Origin of the sequence: Vibrio ouci (assembly GCF_004551525.1) — a bacterium.
GTDB classification, from domain to species: Bacteria; Pseudomonadota; Gammaproteobacteria; order Enterobacterales; family Vibrionaceae; genus Vibrio; species Vibrio ouci.
On sequence record NZ_SATR01000044.1, the window covers coordinates 1 to 21391 of the forward strand.

Below are 21391 nucleotides of genomic sequence, written 5' to 3' on the forward strand. Positions count from 1 at the left end.
CCCCATCCAAATAACAAGCCAAACGGCTTGTTGTGCTGGCAAGCGTCGCCTTCTGATACTTGCTTTAGATGTGTCATGTAAAGCTTGCTCTATCCATTCAAGTTGGATGGCATTAACGACAGACTCRTAGTCTGTMGCATCTTCAATCGTTTCATGAGCCAGTACTAATTCTTGAGCCAACATAAAAAATCCCCACTAACTTTGTTAGTGGGGATTATCATACGTCCCGAAGATCATTCAAGTCTCTAAACCGATCGGCATTAGGCTAAATATGTCAGCCTTTTTTAATTTCTATTGAATGAACAACTACTCTTATATAGGCTTAGCTAACTAGTTATAAGTACAAGATAAAATCACCTAAGGATTTATTATGAAGAGATTAGGATTAGTCGCAGTGGCGCTGGCGACACTTACTGCTGGCTGCGCTTCAAATACAAAGCAAGACAACTTTCGTGAAGCCTCTTTTGAGCTTTGTAATACTGACGTTTCTCTTTATTCAGTAAGTGACGATGAGCGTGTACGCATTGTGTGCGCCGACGGGTCTAAGTTTTCTCTCAACAGTGAAAAGACTTTGGAAACCATGCGCGATATTAACTTCGACTACTGTGATGGTGAAGGCTTAGGTAAGTTTAGCGAGAGCACTAAGTACTACTCATTCAAATGTAAGTCAGGCACATTAATCAGCCTACCTAAGTAGTCTAGTTACGAACGCATAAAGGGTTGACGCTTAAAAACGTCAACCCTTTTTAGTTTGAATAAGCAAATCTGTCATCCTCAAGAATGAGGCACGAATGAGTTGGGGATCTCTTCCAGCGATTAGACAGCGTTTGGAGATTCCCTACTCTCTCCCTCGTCGCTCTATGGAATGACAGTATTCCCTCTCCGTCATTCCCGAGAACGAGGCACGAGTGAGTTGGGAATCTCTTCCAGCGATTAGACAATGTTTGGAGATTCCCCACTCTCTCCTTCGTCGCTCTATGGAATGACAACTGCCCTGTTCTATCATCACTGATAGCATTCACTTCTTACAGATACAAAAAAGCCCCATCAAATGATGAGGCTTCAATTCATTTTCAAAGTAGATGGAAGAAATTCGAGGAGCTCACAGGTCGTTCGCTCTCAAATACTATCTACTAAAATTTTCAAAATAGTTGGCTGAAATTCTAGGAGGGCACGCGGAGTTTACAAGTGTAAATGAGCATGCCCGACAACGAAGTTCAGTCAACTATGACGAAAATTACGCGTAAACAGGTAGACGCTTACAGATTTCGAGCACTTTTGCTTTCGTTGCTTCGATAACTTCCTCGTTGCCGATGTTATCTAGCACGTCACACATCCAGTTCGCTAGCTCTTTCGCGTCTTCTTCTGTAAAGCCACGACGAGTGATAGCTGGAGAACCTACACGGATACCAGACGTTACGAATGGGCTGCGTGGGTCGTTTGGTACTGAGTTCTTGTTTACCGTGATGTTTGCTGCACCTAGTGCTGCATCTGCATCTTTACCTGTAATGTCTTTGTCGATTAGGTCAACTAGGAACAGGTGGTTTTCTGTACCGTTAGAAACGATTTTGTAACCGCGCTCTTGGAACTGAGCAACCATCGCTTTTGCGTTTTTCACTACGCGTGCTTGGTAAGCTTTGAATTCAGGCTCCATTGCTTCTTTGAACGCTACTGCTTTACCCGCGATAACGTGCATTAGAGGGCCACCTTGACCACCAGGGAAGACAGCTGAGTTCAGCTTCTTGTACATCTCTTCACCCGCGTTAGACAGGATTAGACCACCACGCGGGCCTGCTAGCGTTTTGTGAGTCGTTGTGGTTACAACGTGAGCATGTGGTACTGGCGTTGGGTATTCGCCTGCAGCGATTAGACCCGCTACGTGAGCCATATCAACAAATAACCAAGCGCCTGCTTTGTCTGCGATCTCACGCATGCGAGCCCAGTCAACGATTTGCGAGTAAGCTGAGAAACCACCGATGATCATCTTAGGCTTGTGCTCAAGCGCAAGTTGCTCCATCTCGTCGTAGTTGATTTGGCCTGCTTCGTCGATACCGTAAGGGATAACATTGTAGTGCTTACCAGAGAAGTTTACTGGAGAGCCGTGAGTCAGGTGACCACCGTGCGCTAGGCTCATACCTAGAACCGTATCGCCTGGGTTAAGTAGCGCCATGTAAACAGCACTGTTTGCTTGAGAACCAGAGTGTGGCTGTACGTTTGCGTACTCACAACCAAATAGCTGACATGCACGGTCGATAGCCAGAGCTTCTGCTTTATCAACGTACTCACAACCACCATAGTAGCGCTTGCCTGGGTAACCTTCAGCGTACTTGTTTGTTAGCTGAGAACCTTGAGCTTCCATTACACGTGGGCTTGTGTAGTTTTCAGAAGCGATAAGTTCAATGTGTTCTTCCTGGCGAAGAGTTTCTTCTTGGATTGCTGCGAACAGTTCCGCATCGTAATCTGCGATGTTCATATCACGCTTTAGCATCTGTATCTCCTGACTCAGATTAAGACTTAAAAATTGCAAAAAAACTGATTTTTGACCTCAATACCGACGTTTTTACCTGACGCAAACGTTTGCATTAAGCTAATGACGCGCATTCTACATAATTTGATCTAGGTCATAAAGAGAAAAATTCATTTTTTCTCATGCAGTTTTTTCATAATGCTTTACGAAGAATATCATGATGACCCTTTCAGCAAGTGTTTACTTAGCAAAGTGTCAATTTCGTCCTTTACACTCCGTAAAACGATAATTACATAGGTTTACCTTAAATTTCGCTCTCAAGCTACCGAAATCCTTCATTTTTAAATAGTATGCTCGCCATTATTTACTAGTTAAATTTCAAATTGATGGAAAAACACTCAAGAAAAGAAGATTGGATCGCAATTTTAACTGGCACCTTCTTAGTTGCTCAGGGCGTCTTCTTTTTACAATCAGCATCGCTCCTGACTGGCGGTACTACGGGCTTAGCGCTATTGGCGAGTCAATTCGTACCTCTCTCTTTCGGTGTACTTTATTTTGCTGCTAACTGCCCTTTTTACCTTTTAGCATGGAAACGCTTTGGTTCTCGCTTTGCATTTAACAGTGCAATTTCAGGCGCTTTAGTGTCAATCTTTACCGATCACCTTTATTTAGTCATCAGTTTAGACAGCATCAACGCCGTTTATTGTGCCGTCGCTGGCGGATTACTGATGGGCTTAGGTATGTTGATCCTATTCCGCCACCGTTCAAGCTTGGGTGGTTTCAATGTCTTATGTCTGTTTATTCAAGACAAATTTGGAATTTCGGTGGGCAAATCTCAACTGGCGATCGATTTTGTTATTTTGGTTGCGTCATTCTTCTTCGTTTCACCAGAAGTGATTGGCTTATCTATCCTTGGCGCTATCGCTCTAAACCTAGTACTAGCGATGAACCATAAGCCGACCCGCTATAGCGTGAATTACGGTTAACGAGCTGCAGAACAAAAAAGAGGGTTGACGTGAAAACGTCAACCCTCTTTATTTTTTCAACACTTTACACTGTCATCCCCAAGAACGAGGAACTCGTGAGTTGGGGAGCTCTTGAAGTTAATCGAATACTCGATGAGATTCCCTACTCTCTCCTTCGTCGCTCAATGGAATGACTAGTTAAACAACGCGATTAGTTCAATTCACCATGTGAAGCACGCGCCTTCACATCATGGCTAAGCTCTTTGTTTAGTTCTGCTTCCACATGACCCGGTGATTGGGTAGATGCAGAAATCAAACGATACATCGCAGGGATTACGAACAAGGTCACCAACGTCGCAAAGCCCATGCCGAAGAAGATTACCGTACCAACAGCGACTCGGCTTTCATAACCAGCACCTGTCGACATAATCAACGGAATCGCACCTGCCAATGTGGTAAACGCTGTCATCATAATTGGACGAAGACGACGAGCAGACGCATCAACAATCGCTTTTTCAAATTCAATACCACGGTCACGTAGTTGGTTAGCAAACTCAACAATCAAAATACCATTCTTGGTTACCATACCAATCAACATGATCATACCAATTTGGCTGTAGATATTGAGACCTTGATTCATCAAGAACAAACCAAGGAAGCCACCAAATACCCCCATAGGAACGGTGAACATCACGACTAATGGGTTGATAAAGCTTTCAAACTGAGCAGCCAGTACTAAGTAGGCCACCAGCAATGCGAGCGCGAATACAATCAGAATACTCGATTGGTTCTCTTTATAGTCTTTAGACTCGCCAGAGTAGCTGACTGAGATATCACCTGGTAGCAACTCAATCGCTTGCTGATCAAGGAAGTCTAATGCCTCACCAAGCGTATAACCATCCGACAGGTTTGCCGTTACGGTAATCGCTTTTTGCTTGTTGTAGTGCGAAAGACGGATTGATGATGCAACTTCTTCAATCTTAGTTACCGCATCCAAAGTCACTAGCTCTCCAGAAGCGGTGCGCATATAGATTTGGCTTAAATCGGAAGCGTTGTTAAAGCTGTTCTCATCGCCACGTAAATAAACGTCATACTCTTCGCCGCGCTCAACAAAGGTCGTTTCACTCTTACCACCGAGCATAATCTCGAGCGTTTCAGAGATATCTTGGACACTGATGCCTAGCTCAGCCGCGCGCTGTTTATCGACAGAAACAACCAGCTCAGGAGTTTTCTCAGAGTAGTTAATATCTGCGCCTTCCATAAACGGCGACTCTTCCGCTAACTGCTCTAACTTCTCTGCCCATACTTTGAGTTCAGGGTAGTCAGAGCCCCCAAGCACAAACTGAACAGGCTCGCTCGAACCACCACGGAAACCCGGCATGAATGGGAATACACGCACATCAGGAATACCCGCGAGCGCTTTACGTACTTGCCCTAACGCTTGCTGCGCAGTGACATCACGATCATTCCAGTCATCAAGAATCATGATAACAAAGCCGGTCTGGTCACCAGCATTACCACCAAATGCCGGTGATTGGATACTGAAGGACTTTAAGAAACCTTGGCCAAGCAATGGCATTAGGCGCTCTTCGACAATGTCCATATTGGCTGACATACGGTTGTAACTGGTTGCATCGGCGCCACGTACAAAGGCAAAGATCACGCCGCGGTCTTCAGACGGTGTTAGCTGAGCAGGCACTTTCTGCATTAGCCCCCAACTGCCACCAATACAAGACATAATGATAAGCGGAGCCGCCCATTTCCATTTCAATGCGCCTTTGAGCACCTTTCGGTATCCTGACTCTAAACGGCCAAACATACCATCAATGAAGATATTGAAGCGGTTTGGTTTTACATTCGCTTTAAGCAACTTGCTGCCAAGAACAGGCGTCAGTGTCAGAGCAATCAGTGATGAGAAGATCACTGACATCGCAAGTAACACTGAGAACTCAGTAAATAGCAGACCAACCATGCCATCCATAAAGGAAATTGGCAGGAAAACCATCACCAACACTAGCGTGGTTGCAACCACAGCAAAGCCAACTTCTCGAGTACCCTTATAAGCGGCAAGCAGTGGTTTTTCACCCCTTTCGATATGGTGGAAAATGTTTTCTACCACCACAATCGCATCATCAACCACCAAACCAATCGACAAGATCAGCGCCATCAAAGTGATCAAGTTAATCGAAAAGCCAAAGTAATAAGCGGCAATGAAAGAGGAAATCAGTGATACAGGCACCGTCACCGCTGGGATTAAGGTTGCACGCGCTTGACCAATAAAGATGTACAAGACCAGTACAACAAGACCGCCAGTAATAAATAGTGTGCTGTACACCTCAGCGATCGAGCGTTCGATAAACACTGTCGAGTCATAATCAATCGCAAGGCGAGTGCCATCTGGTAAGAACTGCTGAATATCTTCAACTTGCTTATGAACTAATGTCGCCACTTCCAATGGGTTTGCGTCCGACTGAGGCACAATCCCCATACTAACGTTCACTACGCCATCACTCTTAAAGGTCGAGTTTTCGTTCTCTGCACCTATGTAGACATCCGCCACATCACGCAGATAAATTGGCGTATTGTCGCTGGCACGTTTTACCACCAAGTATTCAAAGTCTTCAGCTTGGTTATAGCTGCGCGCAGTACGTACCGACATAACGATCTGGTCGTTTCGCACCTCACCACCTGGGCTTTCAATATTTTCGCTGCGTAGTGCCGAAGTAATATCGGAGGTCGTCACGCCGCGGCCGGCCATTTGTTCAGGTTTGAGTTTTACGTACATGACTTTGTACAAACCACCTGAAACATCGACCGAGCTCACCCCTGAAATCAAGCTGAAACGGTCCATCAACACCCGCTCAACATAGTCGGTCAGTTGAGTTCGGTCCATTTCAGACGAACTAAGGTTGATATAGAGTGAGGCCTCACCGGAGCCGTTGTTTTTAAATACGATCGGATCATCGGCTTCATCTGGCAGTGAGCGCTGCGCACGAGCAACCGCATCACGCACATCACTGACCCCGGTATTGAGGTCATAACCTAGTCCAAAGGTAATGGTGATGCGCGACATACCATTACGCGTGGTTGACGAAATTTCATCAATACCACTTATCCCTGACAACTGGTCTTCAAGATTGGAGGTTATTTGGCTTTCAATAATAGTGGCTGAAGCGCCTTCATAACGCGTACTGATCGAAACAACCGGACTTTCAATGTCTGGCATTTCACGAACCGCTAACTTGTTAAAAGAGACAATACCGAATACGCACAGCAGTAAGCTGAGTACCACGGCGGCAACTGGTCTCTTTACAGAAACGTCAGATAACAGCATTAGTTCGCCCCTTCTTGGCTGTTATTCGCCACTTTCGGACGAGCGTCGCTGCCTAGCTCAGTCACCGCAATGCCATCGCGCATATTGACGATGCCTTGCACGACAATCTTTTCACCAATCTCTAACCCTTGCTCAATCACGACTAGATTATCGACTCGCGCACCTAAAGTGACTTCAGTGCGTTGGGCTTTGCTGTCCTCACCAACCACATAAACAAAACGCTTAGTGCCAGAATACTCAAGTGCTTGAACTGGGATGATTGGCGCTTCAATAGCAGGGAAGTCCATATCCGCAGACACTAGCATGCCAGGCTTTAGATATTGTTCTGCGTTAGCGAAGTGGATACGTACACGTAAGTTTAAAGTTTCAGAGTTAATGCGTGAGTCTATGCCCACCACTTCACCTTCAAACTGTTGACTAGGCCATGCAGCAGTGGTGGCTTTTACTTTCATACCTTGCGATAGCTGAGAGAGGTAACGCTCTGGTACTTGTAGGTCGAGCTGCATAACGGAAAGGTTATCTAGATTGAGAAGTTCTGCACCCGCACTGACCATTTTGCCGCGGCTAAAGTCAACAAAGCCAACCGTGCCATCAAAAGGCGCACTGATATGGAGATCTTTCAAATTAGCATTGGCTGCATCAAGGCGGGCTTTAGCAATATCGACGCTCGCCTGTTGAGCATCAATCTCGGTCTGGGTTATCGCATTGCGCTTCACTAGACGCTGAAACTCTTTGAGTTTGCGTTGTTCATCTTTTAGGTAAGCATTAGCTTCAGTGACCGCGGCACGCGCTTTATCATCATTTAACTGAACTAAAAGCTGACCTTTACGCACAACTTGATTGGCTTTAACTGCAATAACGTCAACTTTACCTGTGACCTCAGGAGAAATGGTCACCGATTGCTCTGCGTCGAGTTTACCGACCAATTCAAGCGACTGAGACACTTCATGTGTCTGCACTTGTTCGGTCACAACCGTCACTGAAGATGGCCCTTGCCTTTTAGCGTAAGCTGTTGGTACTGCTGCAATAATAGACAATGACAGCAAACTCAAAACAATTTTATTTTTCATAGTGAAGTTCTGTATAGAGTAATTACCCGTATTGTATCCCTTTATGCTCAATTTAAACGTCAAGTAATGTAAAGAGGGCGAAATAATGTGTAAGTAAAACCGTTGATTGTTTAAGCTTTATGGTCAATTACTGCCATCTTTGCCCAAAAAGGCACCATTCAATTCAAAATTCCAAGAAAACGCTTTACAGCTTGAGCGAGTTTGCTATGATTCGCTCCGAACTTGAGCAATGTGTTGGGAAAACATTGTCTAAGTATAAAACACCCTGGAGGGGTTCCCGAGTGGCCAAAGGGATCAGACTGTAAATCTGCTGGCACTGCCTTCGATGGTTCGAATCCGTCCCCCTCCACCATATTTCTTCTTGTGCTTTCTTCAAGGTAAATAGCCTTTGTAGATAAGTTGTGAGAAACACTTGATTAACGTGTTGGGAAAACCTTAGTTAAGTATAAAAATACCCTGGAGGGGTTCCCGAGTGGCCAAAGGGATCAGACTGTAAATCTGCTGGCACTGCCTTCGATGGTTCGAATCCGTCCCCCTCCACCATATTTTTCTGTGATTAACCTATGAGTTAATTGTGGGAAACACTTGGACAACGTGTTGGGAAAACATTATCTAAGTATAAAAATACCCTGGAGGGGTTCCCGAGTGGCCAAAGGGATCAGACTGTAAATCTGCTGGCACTGCCTTCGATGGTTCGAATCCGTCCCCCTCCACCATATTTCTTCTTGTGATTAACCTATGAGTTAATTGTGGGAAACACTTGATTAACGTGTTGGGAAAACATTAGTTAAGTATAAAAATACCCTGGAGGGGTTCCCGAGTGGCCAAAGGGATCAGACTGTAAATCTGCTGGCACTGCCTTCGATGGTTCGAATCCGTCCCCCTCCACCATATTCAAGAAAGCCAACTCACTGAGTTGGCTTTTTTCGTTTCTGCTGTCCACAAACAACCTCATCCACAATAGTCATCCAGAAAACCCTAGATATAAAAAAGCCCCGACCTAAGCCGAGGCGATAACTAACGTCATAGGGGGAGTTAGTTATTCAGAACTAAGATGCGTGTTTCGTAAGGTCTAAGCACCTGATGTTGAGACACTCTATCAGCCTGAAGATCATAGTTAGCTAAAACATACTCAGCCTTATCACAATCAAACTCGTCAGGTAATACACACTCTGCTTCTTCACCATAGTAGTTATTCAAACAGATTAACGTCTGGCTTTCAGACTTACGCTGGTAACCAAAAATAGCGTCGTGTTGTGGATAGAGATCCAAATAGCTACCTGTGGTGATCACTTCAATCTCTTTACGCAGCTTAATCAGTTGCTGATAGAAGTAAAATACAGAGTCGTCATCAGCGACTGCTTTTTCAGCATTAATATCTGGGTAGTTTTTCGCAACCTCAAGCCATGGTTGGCCTTTAGAAAATCCAGCATACACTTCGCTGTTCCACTGCATTGGGGTACGAGAATTATCACGGGATTTCTGCGCTAAGATAGCGATCATCTCATCATGGCTAACACCTTGTTGATTGACCATGATGTCGTACATATTGGTGCTTTCAACATCACGATATTGCTCAATCGAGGTGTAACCAGGGTTGGTCATGCCGATCTCTTCACCTTGATAGATATACGGCGTGCCTTGCATCATATGGACTGACGCACCAAGCATTTTTGCTGATTCAACTCGATACTGTTGATCATTACCTAAGCGGCTCACAACACGCGGCTGATCGTGGTTACACCAAAATAACGCGCCCCAACCTTTACCATTTAAGCCAGTTTGCCAATGATTGAAAATCTGTTTTAGCTGTAGAAAATCAAATGGCGCTTTGGTCCACTTCTCACCATTTGGGTAGTCGGCTTTCAGGTGATGGAAGTTAAATACCATCGACAGTTCTTTATTGTCTAGAGAAGAGTATTGCTGGCAGTGCTCTAGCGTAGTCGAAGACATCTCTCCCACCGTCACGCTGCCATATTTCTGGAATACCGCTTCACTGATCTCTTGCAAGTACTCATGCACACGTGGTCCATCAGTATAGAAACGACGGCCATCACCAATATCATCACTTGGGAAGTCTTGCTGTTTAGAAATAAGGTTAATCACGTCTAAACGGAAACCATCAACGCCCTTCTCAGCCCAGTAGCTGATCACTTCTTTCACTTCAGCGCGCACGGTTGGGTTCTCCCAGTTGAGATCCGCTTGCTCTTTAGCAAATAAGTGCAGGAAGTATTGACCACTTGTCCCATCAAATTCCCAAGCACTGCCACCAAATTTTGATTGCCAATTGTTTGGCGCTTGACCGTCAACCGGATCTTTCCAAATGTAGTAATCACGATAAGGGCTATTCTTGTCAGCCAAAGCCGATTGGAACCAGTGATGCTCGGTAGAGGTGTGGTTAACCACGATATCCATAATGATACGAATACCACGCTGATGAGCTTCAGACAGCAGCTGGTCGAAGTCTTCCATGCTGCCAAAGTCAGGGTTAATCGCGTAGTAATCAGAAATGTCGTAGCCATTATCAATCATCGGAGATTGGTAGACCGGGGTTAACCAGATCGCATCGATACCTAATAGCTTGAGGTAATCGAGCTTAGAGATAATGCCTTGAATATCCCCCGTCCCTTTACTGCCGCTATCACAAAAGCTCTTTGGATAGATTTGGTAGATAGACGCTGTTTTCCACCAATTTGCATCATTAACCTTCGTTGTCATGACTAAACTCACTTACCAAAAATAAAAATCATTGAAAACGGAGCGGCAAACCACCGCTCCAAATTAGGAAGAGTAATTAAGCGTTAGCAGGCTCTAGCTCACCTTTCATTTGCGCACGCTTGTAGAAGAACAGAGTTAATGCAGCTGGAACTGCAATAGCCACTAGCATAGCGATAGCGAAGATGCCCCAGAATTGTGGTTGAATCGATAGAATGCCAGGTAGGCCACCAACACCGATACCATTCGCCATTACACCTGCGCTACCACAAATTGCCGCAGCAATCGCACTACCAATCATCGCGCTCAACATTGGGAACTTGTATTTCAAGTTGATGCCGTACATAGCAGGCTCTGTTACACCTAGGTAAGCAGAGATAGCCGCTGGTACTGAGATATCGCGTTCGCCATGCTTTTTACTGATAAGAATGATGCCGACAACCGCTGATGCTTGAGCAATGTTTGATAGGGCAATCAATGGCCAGATTGGTGTACCGCCAAGCTCTTGCATTAGCTGCAGGTCAACCGCATTGGTGGTGTGGTGAATACCAGTAATCACCAATGGCGCATAAAGGAAACCGAATATCATTGAACCAATCATAGCGAAGTCACCTGTCATCGCAGCTTTGGCAGCAAACGCAACACCATCACCTAATACGCGACCAAACGGACCGATTAGCGAGTGAGCAAGCACAACAGAAACAATGATAGATACAAACGGAACCACTACTAGATACAAGTATGATGGGACGATTCGCTTTAGGTTAGTTTCAATAAACGCCAGCGCGACACCAGCCAGCATCGCTGGAATGACCTGAGCCTGATAACCGACTTTTTCAATCACAAATAAGCCAAAGTCCCACACTTCTGGAACTTGCTTACCAATCAAATAAGCGTTCATTAACTGTGGTGATACCAGCGTGACACCTAAAGTAATACCAAGAATTGGCGTACCACCGAGTTTCTTAACCGTAGACCAACACACACCGACAGGAAGGAAGAAGAAGATCGCTTCACCAATCAACCATAGGAAGCTATGTACTGTTGCCCAAAATTGGCTGATTTCAGTCAGCGACTGACCATCAAACATTTTGATGTCGCCAATCACGTTACGGAAACCAAGAATTAGACCACCAGTAATGATGGCAGGAAGCAGCGGTACAAAAATTTCAGCAAGATGGGAAATACCGCGTTCCAAGATGTTCATGTTCTGGCGAGCGGCTTGTTTGGCTTCGTCTTTTGACGCTTCGCTCTTACCTGCTAGCTCGATAAGTACCTTGTACACTTCATCAACTTCAGTACCAATCACCACTTGGAACTGACCTGCGTTAGTAAAGCAGCCCTTAACTAACGGCAGGGCTTCTAGTGCTTTCTCATCGGCTTTGCTTGTATCGTTTAGTACGAAGCGAAGGCGAGTTAGGCAGTGGCTTACGCTCGCAATATTGTCACGCCCACCGACTAAATCAATTAGACGCTCAACTTCTTGTTTCGCTATCTTACTCATATCCATGTCCACCCTAATTGGATTCTCATTCTGTTCAATTCAAACTGACTTGATATTCTTGGTTTTATATTAATGGGAACATTCCCATTCGTGGTTATTATATTGTCAGATCTGATTTAGAATAAAAATGGGAACAGTCCCATTAATTGAATGAGATCACAGTATAATTTTAAATCACTTTAGAAATAATGGCTTATAGAGCGAGCGGTTCTTGAGTAATATGAACCTGTTCTTTCTCGCCATTTATATGATAGATCAACAGGTTAGCCGCTTTTTCACCAGCTAAAGAATAACCTGGGTCTATGCTGAATACTTTGGGGAAAAGAAAAGAAAGTAGCTCATTTCCACCGACGCCCGTCACCACCACATCTTCTCGGTTGAGCTCTTGCAAACGCTTGATCACACCTAAGGCTAAGGTATCACTGGCACACACAATCGCTTCAGTCTGCTCGGTCAAGACATTATCCACCAGCAAATAAGCGCTTTCGTGGTTGAGCTGCCCGGTTTGATAATGAGCCTCCACCGAATGGCGCTGACACCAATTTAGGTAAGCGTCGAGACGTAACTTACCGGTGGTTTTATCGCTAGGATCGACACCAATAAAGCCAATATTGTCGACATCCTTTTCTTGTAGGTATTCCAGCGCTTTGGTAATGACTAGAGCGTTATCGTAGTTAATCGAAGAGACTTTATCAGTATCCATGGCGATAACAACACTACGATTTTGCCAGCTGGAGAGCTTGTCGATATCAAAATCGCTAAAGCCAAATACGATCACACCATCGACATTGCGCTTCTTGAGCACATCAAGGTGGTCATTGGTTTTATCGCGATCGAATTGGCTTTCCATAATAACCACGTCATAGCCTGCAGCATAAAGAGTGTTGAGCATACTGCCGACCGCTTTATTCTCTGATGGCGAGTCCAAACGAGAGATAATCACCCCGACGACTTTCTGGCTACCACCGCGCATTGATTGTGCAGATTTAGAAGGCACATAACCGGATTCTTGAATCACACGTTCGACTTTTTCGCGTGTCGCTGGCTTTACTTTAGGATCATTGGTCAGTACGCGCGATACGGTCGATTTGCCAACGCCAGACAGTTTGGCGATATCAAGAATGGTTAGTTTTCTGCTCATAGATTCTTTTGGGTGCTTAAATGAAGTGAAGGAGGCAAACATTCTGCCTCCTAGTCATGATGGGCTATTATTCTTCGGTTACACAGTTCTTGTAAACGACGCGACCCAACTCTAAGCGAGCTTGATTGCCTTTTGTGAAAAGCGTCACTGGATTTAGCGTCTCAGAAGTACCGTCATCAAGAATATACTTCACTCCTGAGCCTGAACGTACTCGCACTAGACGGTAATCATTTTCAGGAAGACGTAACAAAGCTTTAGGTTCATTTGGCATATAAGCCACCTTAAAGCTTTTATCATCTTGGCAAGCATAGCTCTTAAACTCACCTTGATATGCGCTCTTTGGTTCCACTGCGTTATATGAACACCCAATAAGACCCACGCCAACAAGAGCGATTAATAGTGCACGATACTTCATCAAAACCTCCAGAGAAAATAAAGGCCGCACGTGGCGACCTATTAGAGTTTATTTAGTTAGGTATGCAGGAACATCTTTTATGCTATCGAGCACAACGGACGCTATCTCCTCACCCTTTTCTGTCACTGGCTTCCCGGTACGAACTAAAATCTTGGTTCCTACGCCAGCGGCTTCTGCTGCCATCATGTCTTCAGCTTTATCACCAACCATAACAGAGTTAGCCATATCGATTTTTAAGAAATCGCGAGCAGAGATAAACATACCTGGCTTTGGCTTACGACAATCGCAACCTTCTTTATATTTGCCTTGGCCATGTTCAGCATGATGCGGGCAGTAGTAAAAACCATCGAACTCAACGCCATTGTCGACAAAGTTCCAGTCCATCCACTGAGTTAAATCTAGGAAGCGGTCTTCACTGAATTTACCACGTGCAATACCAGACTGGTTGGTCACTAAGACAAGCAGGTAGCCCATCTCTTTCAGTTTTTTTGTCGCCTCAAACACGCCTTCAATAAATTCAAAATCGTGCTCATCGTGTACATAGCCATGATCTACGTTAATCACGCCATCACGATCTAAAAAGACTGCTGGTTTTGCCAAAATATGCTTCTCGTTATTTGCTTTATATAAAGAAGATTATACCCAAGTCGTTGCAATATGCCATCTTATCAAGAGCGGCCCCTCCTCTGTCATAGAGAGGCAAGGGTTGGTAAATTTAGCGATATTCTGGCGGTCAAGCATAGCGCTTATTGCCTTAATCTCTATCTAATGACAAATTGATTTGGCTCAAAATACGTTTAGACGTCTAGACGTAAAAATATCTATTGACACTTTTCGCGCAAAGCCATAGCATCCTCTAGTAAATGAGATATAGTTCAAAATAATCTACTGCTCCTAAGCTGAAACGAGTTTCTCGATGATTGAAATTAATCAAGTAAATAAGGTGTTCTATCAAGGTACTAAGGAAATCCATGCCTTGAAAGAGATTAACCTACAGATCCCACAGGGAAATATCTTTGGTGTTATTGGCTCGTCAGGAGCAGGTAAAAGCACACTTATCCGTTGTGTAAACATGCTAGAGGCACCAACCACAGGCTCTATTGTTGTTGATGGTGTGGACCTCACTAAGCTATCTAAATCTGAGCTGTGTGAAGCTCGCCGTAACATCGGTATGATTTTCCAGCACTTTAACTTGCTCTCTTCACGTACCGTGTTTGACAACGTCGCACTACCTTTAGAGCTAGCAGGTAAAGATAAAGGTCATATTTCAGCAAAAGTGACCGAGTTACTAAAACTGGTTGGCTTAGCGGATAAGCATGAAAGCTACCCAGCAAACTTAAGTGGTGGTCAAAAGCAGCGTGTGGCGATTGCTCGTGCCCTAGCATCCGATCCTAAAGTTCTTCTGTGTGATGAAGCGACCAGCGCACTTGATCCAGCGACGACTCAATCGATTCTAGAGCTGCTGAAAGAGATCAACCGTAAACTCAATATCACTATCCTACTTATCACCCATGAAATGGATGTGGTGAAAAGCATCTGTCATGAAGTGGCAATCATTGGTGGTGGTGAATTGGTTGAGAAAGGTACGGTTGGCGAGATTTTCGCTCACCCTAAAACAGAGTTGGCACACCAATTTATTCGCTCGACGCTCGACCTGTCGATTCCAGAGGACTATCAAGCTCGCCTGCAAGAGACTCGCGTTGAAGGAAGCTACCCGCTTGTTCGCTTAGAGTTTACTGGTGCAACCGTTGATGCCCCACTAATGACGCAGATTGCGCGCAAGTTCAATATTGATGTCAGCATCCTAAGCTCGGATCTTGATTACGCTGGCGGTGTTAAGTTCGGCATGATGGTGGCTGAACTATTTGGTAATGAACAAGATGACAATGCAGCGATTGAGTTCCTGCGTGAGCACAATGTAAAAGTAGAGGTGCTAGGTTATGTCCTTTAATGAAATTTCACAGTGGCTGAGCCTCAACAGCAACCTATTGCTTGGTGCAACGTGGGAAACACTCTACATGGTAGCAGTTGCGGGTATCGTTGGCTTTGCCGTGGGTATTCCACTCGGCGTTATTCTTCATACAACCAAGAAAGGCGGACTGCTAGAGAATACTAAGCTAAATGGCATTCTCGGCGCTGTGGTCAACGTAGGCCGCTCAGTACCATTCTTAGTCTTGATGGTGGCAATCATTCCAGTGACTAAGCTATTAGTTGGCACCTTTATCGGCACAACGGCGGCCATCGTACCACTCACAATTGGCGCAATCCCATTTGTTGCTCGCCTGATTGAAGGCGCGCTACTTGAAGTACCGACTGGCTTGGTTGAAGCGGCGCAATCTATGGGCGCAACACCAATGCAAATTATTTCTAAGGTACTGCTTCCTGAAGCAATGCCTACGATTGTTAACTCAGTAACGATTACCCTAGTAACACTTGTCAGCTACTCAGCCATGGCTGGTACGGTAGGCGGTGGCGGTCTAGGTGATGTCGCAATTCGCTACGGCTTCCACCGCTACGATGTGGTGATTATGGCCGTGACCGTTGTGATGCTAATCGTGCTAGTACAAATTATTCAATCTATTGGTGATGCGATTGTTCGTCGCGTTGATCACCGCTAAAAATATAACCAATTCACAGATTTATTCATAAGGAGATAGTGATGAAATTCAGTCTTAAAGGTCTTTTGACTATCGCAGCAGCAGCGTCTGCACTAGTTCTAGCAGGTTGTGGCGAAAAAGACGTCGACACAAGCAAAGTAAAAGTGGGTGTAATGGCAGGTGCCGAAGCACAAGTTGCAGAAGTAGCCGCTAAAGTCGCTAAAGAGAAGTTCGGCCTAGAGGTAGAGCTTGTTACCTTTACTGACTATGTAACGCCTAACGCTGCACTGGATGATGGTTCTATCGACATCAACGCATTCCAGCATAAGCCATACCTAGATCAGCAAGTGACTGACCGTGGTTACAAGCTAACTATCGCGGGTAACACGTTTGTATACCCAATTGCTGGTTACTCTAAGCAAGTTAAATCGGTTGATGAGATCCAAGATGGCGCGCGTATCGCGGTACCAAACGATCCAACTAACCTAGGTCGTTCTTTACTACTTCTTGAGCAACAAGGTCTACTTAAGCTACGTGAAGGCGCTGGTCTTCTAGCAACAGTTCGTGACATCGTTGAAAACCCTAAGAACATCACTATTGTTGAACTAGACGCTGCTCAGCTTCCACGTTCTCTAGATGACGTTGCACTTTCTGTAATCAACACAACTTACGCTAGCTCTATCAACCTAACTCCACAAAAAGATGGTGTTTTTGTTGAAGATAAAGAGTCTCCGTACGTAAACCTAATCGTTGCACGTGAAGACAACGCGCAAGCTGAAAACGTGGTTAACTTCGTTAAAGCTTACCAAACTGAAGAAGTTTACTCTGCGGCATCTGACATCTTCCAAGGTGGCGTAGTTAAAGGTTGGTAATCACTTACTAGCTTGCATGAACACTAAGGGCTAACTTTAATACGTTAGCCCTTTTCTTTTGGAGCCATCATTCTTAAGCGATTGAAGTAGTTATCAATAATCGCTTCATAGCGGCCATCGCCTTTCATATCACGCAATACTTGATCAAATCGGTCTCTTAACGAATCCCTTTCACGCAGCTTCGAAAAGGCTATATAGCTAGACGTTGCCTCAATCGGCGGAGAGAGAATTTCAAGCACATCCTCTAGCTGTTCGCTGGCCAAAATGCTCCGAGCGCCAAAATCATTGTTAACCCAGACATCAGCACGCCCAGTCCTAACTAAGTGCGCACAGTCGGCGGTGTTATTACGTCTAAACACCATTCGAAAGTGCCTCTCTGCCAACAGTGTATCCATTTGCTTGCCATAACTGACACGATTAACGACACAGATTGAGACATCGGAAAGATTACTGGTGAGAAAGGTATCACTCTTAATATTGCTCTGCGTTTTAACCACTAAGCTGATGTTTTGGGTAAACAGCACTTGATTACTGTAATCAGCAAATTGTTCACGGGTGGGATTTTTAAAGGCGGTGAAGATAGCATCGGCGCGACCAAACTGAACATTACTCAGTGCTCTCGCCCAAGGCAGGACTTCTATTGAAATTGGCACCTCTAGCTCTTCAAATACCGCCTCGACTAACTCTATCGCCACTCCTGACACCTCCCCTTCCTCAGTGACGATATAAGGAGGGTAGTCAAGCGTGACTAACTGTATAGGGGGCATGCTCCACGCATTGAAAGAAAACAGGCAAACCAATGTAAATAAAGTGCAACGCCTAGTCATAATGTTCCTGAGCTTAAGCTAAAGCGCTAGGTCATACGCCACAGTGTTAGACAGAATAGTACTCTTATCACTTCCTCATCCCCCCGAGAGCTCACCCCATAAAAATAAGTAAAGTTCACCGCTATCACTTGTCAACTCGCATAACGGCGCGCCTAAACCAAAAAAGCCAGAGCAAGTGCTCTGGCTTTTAAATTTAGTCTATCTACATAGATTAAGGCGTGTAGTACGTTGCTGCACCTGGACCTACTGGTAGACCTAGAACGAATACCCAAATGTAGAACAGTAGACTCCAACCTACGATGAAGCAGATTGAGTAAGGTAGCATGGTTGCGATTAGCGTACCGATACCTAGGTTCTTCATGTAACGAGTTGCTACCGCTAGGATTAGACCGAAGTAGCTCATCATTGGAGTAATGATGTTAGTCGTTGAATCACCGATACGGTAAGCCGCCTGAATTGTTTCTGGCGCGTAGCCAACTAGCATTAGCATTGGAACGAAGATTGGCGCTGTAACAGCCCACTGAGCTGACGCTGAGCCGATCATTAGGTTGATGAAGCCACACATTAGGATGAATGCGAAGAACAGCATTGGGCCAGTTAGACCGATTTCCTGTAGGAAGCTTGCACCCGCAACTGCGAATACTTGACCAAAGTTAGTCCACTTGAAGAACGCAACAAACTGAGCAGCGAAGAATACAAGTACGATGTACATACCCATAGAAGACATCGACTTCGCCATTGCATCAATCACGTCACGGTCAGTCTTCATAGAGCCTGTTACTTTACCGTAAACGAAACCTGGGATTGCAAAGAATACGAAGATAAACGCTACGATACTTTTCAGGAATGGCGAACCTGCCACTGTACCTGTCGCTGAACGTAGAACACCGTCTTCAGGAACGATTGTCCAAGCAAGAAGTGCTGATACAGCAACAACCGCTAGGCCTGCTAGTTTTAGACCTTTCTTCTCAATGTCAGTTAGTTTGCCCATTGAGTCATTAGATAGGTCTTCAGACGCTTCTTCATCGTTGTATTTGCCAAGTTTTGGCTCAACGATTTTCTCAGTTACGAACGCACCCGTAATGGCGATGAAGAAGGTTGATACAAACATGAAGTACCAGTTAACTTCAGGACCTACCGTGTAAGATGGGTCAATCATCTGAGCTGCAGTTTCTGTGATACCAGAAAGCAGTGGGTCAACGGTACCGATTAGAAGGTTTGCAGAGTAACCACCAGATACACCCGCAAATGCCGCCGCAAGACCTGCAAGAGGGTGACGACCTAACGAGTGGAATAGCATTGCTGCTAATGGGATTAGAACAACGTAACCAAGCTCTGATGCGGTATTTGAAATGATACCAGCAAATACAACCGTCACAGTAACCATACGCTTAGAAGCGCCCATTACCATGCCACGCATTGCTGCAGATAGAAGACCAGAGTGCTCAGCAATAGCAACACCAAGCATTGCTACTAAAACTGTACCTAGCGGTGCAAAGCCAACAAAGTTTTTAACTAGGTTAGTTACGATAAGCTGTAAGCCTTCAGCATTTAATAGGCTCACAACGTGGATCATGCCGTCAGCAGCACGACCTTTAGCACCTTCTGGGCGAGGATCCATAACAGATACTTCGAAGTAACCAGCGATGCCTGAAGTGACTAGAATCGCAACACAGAAGATTGCAAATAGTGTGATCGGATGGGGTAATAGGTTCCCCAAATACTCAACGCCATCGAGAAAACGAGTAAATAAAGGTTTCTTTGGCGAATTATTTTTAATTGAAGCAGATGAACTCATCTGTTCCCTCCTTGTAGTTATTCCTGCGCAATTGTGACAAAAATGTTCCAAATGCCAGCGCAGAGTACTCGACAAAAGAGTCAATTAGAAACGCAAAATGTTACAAAGCGTGTAACGAATCATACTATTTAACGCCATTTGAACAAAAACTTAGCAAATAACACCAAATTACAAACTTAAGTTAGATTTATAATTTGTATGAATACATTCATTCTGTTTATAGCTAGAACTGTAACTTACTGATTCAACGACCGTAAAAATAGCAAACCTTGTTTGAAACTACGTTTAACGCAGAATTTCATGACTCTTCACGTTCAATTTGTTCTTTAACCACTTAGGAGGGAGCTTTTTGTTCAACTTTGCACAATGATCACACCGAATAGGTGCTTACTTTTGCACCGCTTTAAATCTCGGGTTGGTTTTGCAAATGACATACAGTCGCCCTCTTCGCTTTACAATTTGGCAGTCGGGATGACGGTTCTTTGCACTTCTTAATGATTTAACGACCTTCATTTACTCTTCTCCTTTTGAAAACTGGGCAAAACGACGGTTAAAGTTAGCCACACGTCCTTCTTTTTGAATCACTCGCTGTTTACCTGTGTAGTAAGGGTGGGACTTAGCCGAAACTTCAACGGTGAAGTATGGGTAGGTCTTGCCATCTTTCCATTCTATGGTTCGGTCTGTTTGTAACGTTGAACCAATCACAAAATACTCATCGACGCTGGTACCGTGAAACACCACTTGGCGATATTCAGGGTGAATGTTCTGCTTCATTTCTGTCTCCTACATTTACATTGTTACGTTATAACATTGCAATTAATAATTATTATCAACAAAAGATGCAAGAGGTTTTTGTGATATTTTCTTTTCAGAGTGATAGTGAAGAGAGACAAATATGTACTCCATAGAACCGATCGGTTTCGTTGAATCTCCATATAAAGAGAAGTTTGCCGTACCTCGTCAACCAAGACTGGTCACCGCAGCGACCTCTAGGGTACGCCTTTGTGGCGCCATAAATTGCCTTGAAGCTGTGCGCGGGATCGAACAATTCAGTCATGTGTGGCTGCTATTTCTATTTGATCAAAACCTTGAGGCGGGGTGGAAGCCTACGGTTAGACCTCCACGCTTAGGTGGCAATGAGCGCATCGGAGTGTTGGCGTCGCGCTCGACATTCAGACCCAATGGTATTGGCATGTCAGCGGTTGAGTTAAAAGGCGTCACACAGCAAGGCGATCAAATCTACCTTGAACTGGGTAACGTCGATCTTGTTGATCAAACCCCTATCGTGGATATTAAGCCTTATATTCCTTATTCAGATTCGGTAACAGGCGCACTTGGTGGATACGCAGAGCTTGAGCCCGAAACAGCGCAGGTCATCTTCACTGAACAGGCTAAAGCGGTGCTTACAAAGCGTAAGGAAGGGATGATGGAGAGCCAGGTGATTGAGCAAGTCTTAGCCCAAGACCCTCGCCCGGCCTATAAGAAAAACAAAACTGATAACAAAGAGTATGCGGTCAACTTGTTCGACTTAAACGTAAAATTCACTGTTGAGGGCAATTTCGTCACGGTTACGTCGATCGAATGCTTTTGACAAAGCCAATTGGCTGATATTATAGACGGCTTAGCAAATTTCCCTGTATGGGGACTTCATACTCCTGTCCATTCTGGCTTGAGTATTCAACTTTA

Annotated in this window: 19 protein-coding genes and 4 tRNA genes; 10 read left to right on the plus strand and 13 right to left on the minus strand. The window is 44.8% G+C overall.

The window, feature by feature from the left end; genetic code table 11:
- Window positions 1–183: transposase domain-containing protein (locus tag ELS82_RS20195; protein WP_208733224.1), on the minus strand; the 183-nt coding region annotated here is incomplete at its 3' end.
- A 187-nt stretch (window positions 184–370) separates the two neighbouring features.
- Between ELS82_RS20195 and ELS82_RS20200 the strand changes: the two genes are divergently transcribed.
- Window positions 371–697 carry a hypothetical protein gene (locus ELS82_RS20200; RefSeq protein WP_134837075.1) on the plus strand — a complete coding sequence of 109 codons (327 nt, stop codon included), beginning with the start codon at window positions 371–373 and terminating at the stop codon, window positions 695–697.
- Window positions 698–1237: 540 nt separating this feature from the next.
- Here ELS82_RS20200 and glyA read toward each other — a convergent pair.
- Window positions 1238–2488: a serine hydroxymethyltransferase gene (gene glyA, locus ELS82_RS20205; protein ID WP_053441751.1), complete on the minus strand. Its 1251-nt coding sequence runs from the start codon at window positions 2486–2488 to the stop codon at window positions 1238–1240.
- A 365-nt stretch (window positions 2489–2853) separates the two neighbouring features.
- Between glyA and ELS82_RS20210 the strand changes: the two genes are divergently transcribed.
- A complete protein-coding gene (locus ELS82_RS20210; RefSeq protein ID WP_134837076.1) occupies window positions 2854–3453 on the plus strand; it encodes a YitT family protein in 600 nt (199 codons plus the stop codon).
- 190 nt (window positions 3454–3643) lie between these two features.
- Here the strand turns inward: ELS82_RS20210 and vexH are convergent, their stop codons facing one another.
- Together vexH and ELS82_RS20220 are read right to left on the minus strand one after the other, a co-directional pair.
- Window positions 3644–6766: a vibriobactin export RND transporter permease subunit VexH gene (vexH, locus tag ELS82_RS20215; protein ID WP_134837077.1), complete on the minus strand. Its 3123-nt coding sequence runs from the start codon at window positions 6764–6766 to the stop codon at window positions 3644–3646.
- A complete protein-coding gene (locus ELS82_RS20220; protein ID WP_134837078.1) occupies window positions 6766–7836 on the minus strand; it encodes an efflux RND transporter periplasmic adaptor subunit in 1071 nt (356 codons plus the stop codon). The genes vexH and ELS82_RS20220 overlap by 1 nt, the downstream gene beginning before the upstream one ends.
- A gap of 267 nt (window positions 7837–8103) precedes the next feature.
- Here ELS82_RS20220 and ELS82_RS20225 point away from each other — a divergent pair.
- From ELS82_RS20225 to ELS82_RS20240, 4 genes are all read left to right on the plus strand, one after another.
- A tRNA-Tyr gene (locus ELS82_RS20225) sits at window positions 8104–8188 on the plus strand.
- 106 nt (window positions 8189–8294) lie between these two features.
- Window positions 8295–8379, plus strand: a tRNA-Tyr gene (locus ELS82_RS20230).
- An 88-nt stretch (window positions 8380–8467) separates the two neighbouring features.
- A tRNA-Tyr gene (locus ELS82_RS20235) sits at window positions 8468–8552 on the plus strand.
- A gap of 90 nt (window positions 8553–8642) precedes the next feature.
- Window positions 8643–8727: transfer RNA gene (locus ELS82_RS20240), tRNA-Tyr, on the plus strand.
- Between the two features lie 144 nt (window positions 8728–8871).
- On the opposite strand, the gene treC is transcribed toward ELS82_RS20240, so the two are convergent.
- The 5 genes from treC to gmhB all read right to left on the minus strand — a co-directional run bounded on the left by treC (window position 8872) and on the right by gmhB (window position 14211).
- Window positions 8872–10554 carry an alpha,alpha-phosphotrehalase gene (gene treC / locus ELS82_RS20245; RefSeq protein WP_134837079.1) on the minus strand — a complete coding sequence of 561 codons (1683 nt, stop codon included), beginning with the start codon at window positions 10552–10554 and terminating at the stop codon, window positions 8872–8874.
- Window positions 10555–10630: 76 nt separating this feature from the next.
- The gene (gene treB, locus ELS82_RS20250; protein WP_134837080.1) at window positions 10631–12055 is read right to left on the minus strand and encodes a PTS trehalose transporter subunit IIBC; all 1425 of its coding nucleotides are present in this window, start codon (window positions 12053–12055) and stop codon (window positions 10631–10633) included.
- A gap of 193 nt (window positions 12056–12248) precedes the next feature.
- Entirely contained in the window at window positions 12249–13196 is a 948-nt protein-coding gene (gene treR / locus ELS82_RS20255) for a trehalose operon repressor TreR (RefSeq protein ID WP_134837081.1), read from the minus strand.
- A 67-nt stretch (window positions 13197–13263) separates the two neighbouring features.
- A complete protein-coding gene (locus ELS82_RS20260; RefSeq protein ID WP_134837082.1) occupies window positions 13264–13611 on the minus strand; it encodes an MliC family protein in 348 nt (115 codons plus the stop codon).
- Window positions 13612–13659: 48 nt separating this feature from the next.
- Complete coding sequence (gene gmhB / locus ELS82_RS20265; protein ID WP_134837083.1) at window positions 13660–14211, minus strand: D-glycero-beta-D-manno-heptose 1,7-bisphosphate 7-phosphatase; 552 nt, start codon at window positions 14209–14211, stop codon at window positions 13660–13662.
- 316 nt (window positions 14212–14527) lie between these two features.
- Here gmhB and metN point away from each other — a divergent pair, with 316 nt between their 5' ends.
- From metN to ELS82_RS20280, 3 genes are read left to right on the plus strand one after another with little or no spacing between them, the layout of a single operon-like run.
- Entirely contained in the window at window positions 14528–15562 is a 1035-nt protein-coding gene (gene metN, locus ELS82_RS20270) for a methionine ABC transporter ATP-binding protein MetN (RefSeq protein WP_134837084.1), read from the plus strand.
- Window positions 15552–16229 carry a methionine ABC transporter permease gene (locus ELS82_RS20275; protein WP_004415195.1) on the plus strand — a complete coding sequence of 226 codons (678 nt, stop codon included), beginning with the start codon at window positions 15552–15554 and terminating at the stop codon, window positions 16227–16229. Before metN ends, ELS82_RS20275 begins: the two co-directional genes overlap by 11 nt.
- Window positions 16230–16270: 41 nt before the next feature.
- A complete protein-coding gene (locus tag ELS82_RS20280; RefSeq protein ID WP_134837085.1) occupies window positions 16271–17080 on the plus strand; it encodes a MetQ/NlpA family lipoprotein in 810 nt (269 codons plus the stop codon).
- A 44-nt stretch (window positions 17081–17124) separates the two neighbouring features.
- Here ELS82_RS20280 and ELS82_RS20285 read toward each other — a convergent pair whose 3' ends face one another.
- From ELS82_RS20285 to ELS82_RS20300, 4 genes are all read right to left on the minus strand, one after another.
- Window positions 17125–17847 carry a substrate-binding periplasmic protein gene (locus ELS82_RS20285; RefSeq protein ID WP_208733226.1) on the minus strand — a complete coding sequence of 241 codons (723 nt, stop codon included), beginning with the start codon at window positions 17845–17847 and terminating at the stop codon, window positions 17125–17127.
- A gap of 271 nt (window positions 17848–18118) precedes the next feature.
- Window positions 18119–19705 carry an AbgT family transporter gene (locus ELS82_RS20290; protein ID WP_134837087.1) on the minus strand — a complete coding sequence of 529 codons (1587 nt, stop codon included), beginning with the start codon at window positions 19703–19705 and terminating at the stop codon, window positions 18119–18121.
- 387 nt (window positions 19706–20092) lie between these two features.
- On the minus strand, window positions 20093–20218 hold the full coding sequence (gene ykgO, locus ELS82_RS20295) for a type B 50S ribosomal protein L36 (RefSeq protein WP_126574181.1): 126 nt from the start codon (window positions 20216–20218) through the stop codon (window positions 20093–20095).
- On the minus strand, window positions 20219–20479 hold the full coding sequence (locus ELS82_RS20300; RefSeq protein ID WP_134837088.1) for a type B 50S ribosomal protein L31: 261 nt from the start codon (window positions 20477–20479) through the stop codon (window positions 20219–20221).
- 121 nt (window positions 20480–20600) lie between these two features.
- Here ELS82_RS20300 and tsaA point away from each other — a divergent pair, with 121 nt between their 5' ends.
- Window positions 20601–21296, plus strand: a complete 696-nt coding sequence (tsaA, locus tag ELS82_RS20305) for a tRNA (N6-threonylcarbamoyladenosine(37)-N6)-methyltransferase TrmO (RefSeq protein WP_134837089.1) — start codon at window positions 20601–20603, stop codon at window positions 21294–21296.
- Window positions 21297–21391 lie beyond the last annotated feature (95 nt).